3 protein-coding genes are annotated in these 1,659 nt (G+C 35.1%); all 3 read left to right on the top strand.

Annotated features, from left to right (window positions below):
• A partial coding sequence (locus HG1285_RS02425; RefSeq protein WP_008289133.1) for a transketolase C-terminal domain-containing protein occupies positions 1 to 379 on the top strand: 379 nt, incomplete at its 5' end.
• A gap of 15 nt (positions 380 to 394) precedes the next feature.
• Positions 395 to 1,255, top strand: a complete 861-nt coding sequence (locus HG1285_RS02430; protein ID WP_008289132.1) for a thiamine pyrophosphate-dependent enzyme — start codon at positions 395 to 397, stop codon at positions 1,253 to 1,255.
• Positions 1,255 to 1,659, top strand: a 405-nt coding sequence (locus HG1285_RS02435) for a 2-oxoacid:acceptor oxidoreductase family protein (protein ID WP_008289131.1), incomplete at its 3' end; no start/stop codon positions are given. The genes HG1285_RS02430 and HG1285_RS02435, both read left to right, overlap by 1 nt.

The following is a 1,659-nucleotide window of genomic DNA, read 5'->3' as shown; positions in this document are numbered from 1 at the left end:
TAAACATTACTTAAAAGGATTAACTGAGGAATTTGGTGATAAAGATGCTGAAATAGTATTTGTTGCATGTGGAACTGCAGCATCTCAGGCTAAAGAAGCAGTTAGAGTTTTAGAAGCTGAAGAGGGAATTAAAGCTAAGGTTGTAAAACTTAAAACTATAAGACCATTCCCTTATGAAGAATTAACTGAAGCAGTTAAAAATGCAAAATATATCTTTGTTCCTGAATTTAACGTTGTTGGGTGGCTTGAAAGGGAAGTTAGAAAAGCCCTTTACAAAAAATCTAACGCAGAAATTATTGGAACTCCAAGAGTTGCAGGTGGTATGACAATGCCTAAAGAAGTAGTAGTAAAAGAAGTTTTAGAAATTGTTAAAAAGTAAACAGGAGGTAATGTTATGTCTTTAAAAATATATGAGTTAAATGAAGAATTTAAAAATGTTGTTCCACAGGAAGTAGTTGCACTTCAAGAAAATGCAACCTGGGGAAATCCTAAAAGAGGTGTAATGGATTTACCAGTTGCCAAAGAGCTTCTTGAAGAACATTCACTTTGTGCAGGATGTCCTGAAGCAGCAGCTTTAAGATATATTCTTGCATCTCTTCCAAACCCTGAAGATACAATAATAGTTAACTCTACAGGTTGTACTTCACTAATGTTCCCACATATTGCACTTCATACAGTTCATTCGCTTTTTGGAAACCAAAACTCTGTAGCAACAGGTATAAAAAGAGTTTTAGAATGGAGATTTCCAGATAAAACTAAAGATGTCGTTGTTCTTGCAGGTGATGGTGCTACTGTTGATATCGGTCTTGATTATACACTGCAGTCATTCTTCAGACAGGAAAAAATAACTACAATATGTTTTGATAACGAAGTTTATGCTAACACAGGTGGACAGGAGTCAGGATTAACTCCTAAAGGAGCAGTTTTCAAAATGGCTCCTAAAGGAAAACAGTTTGAAAAAGTCCCTATGTGGCAGCTTGCTATAGACTCTGGATGCCATTACGTGGCGAGATTAACAGTTTCTTCTCCAAAAAGAGTTGAGAAAGTAATCAAAGAAGCTATTTATGTAGCTAGAGAAGTTGGACCTACATACGTTCATCTTTATACTCCATGTATCCTTGAAATAGGTCTTAACTCTGATGACGGTCTTGAAGAAATGAGAGGAAGAGACAAAGAAAGGTTTAAATTCTTTGAATATAAAACTCCTGAAGCTGAAGAAGTTTTAGCTAAATACAAAGAGGAGGGCTTATTATAATGCAAAGAAATCTTGTAAGTATTAGAATGCCTGCTATCGGTGGGCAGGGTGCTGTTACAGCTGCTCACATTATTGCTACTGCTGCCGACTATGAAGGATACTATGCTGTTTCAAATCCGTTTTTTGGTGCTGAAAAAAGAATGGCTCCTTCTGAAAGTTATGCAAGAATAGGTGTTGAACCTATATTTGACAGAGGAGAGGTTGTTTATCCTGATATTATAATGGTATTTCACCCTCAAGTTATCACAATGGGTAAGTCTTATACTATGCCTTTTTATTCTGGAATTAAGAAAAACGGTCTTATTTTAATTAACAGTGAAGAAAATTTACTTTCAACAGAAGATGCTCAGTTTTTAGATTCTTTAAATGTTAAAGTTCTATCTAAAGATTTTACGAAATTTGCC

Source organism: Hydrogenivirga sp. 128-5-R1-1 (genome assembly GCF_000171895.1).
The sequence above is the reverse complement of the archived record's forward strand: the minus strand, read 5'-3'. Positions and strand labels throughout refer to the sequence as shown.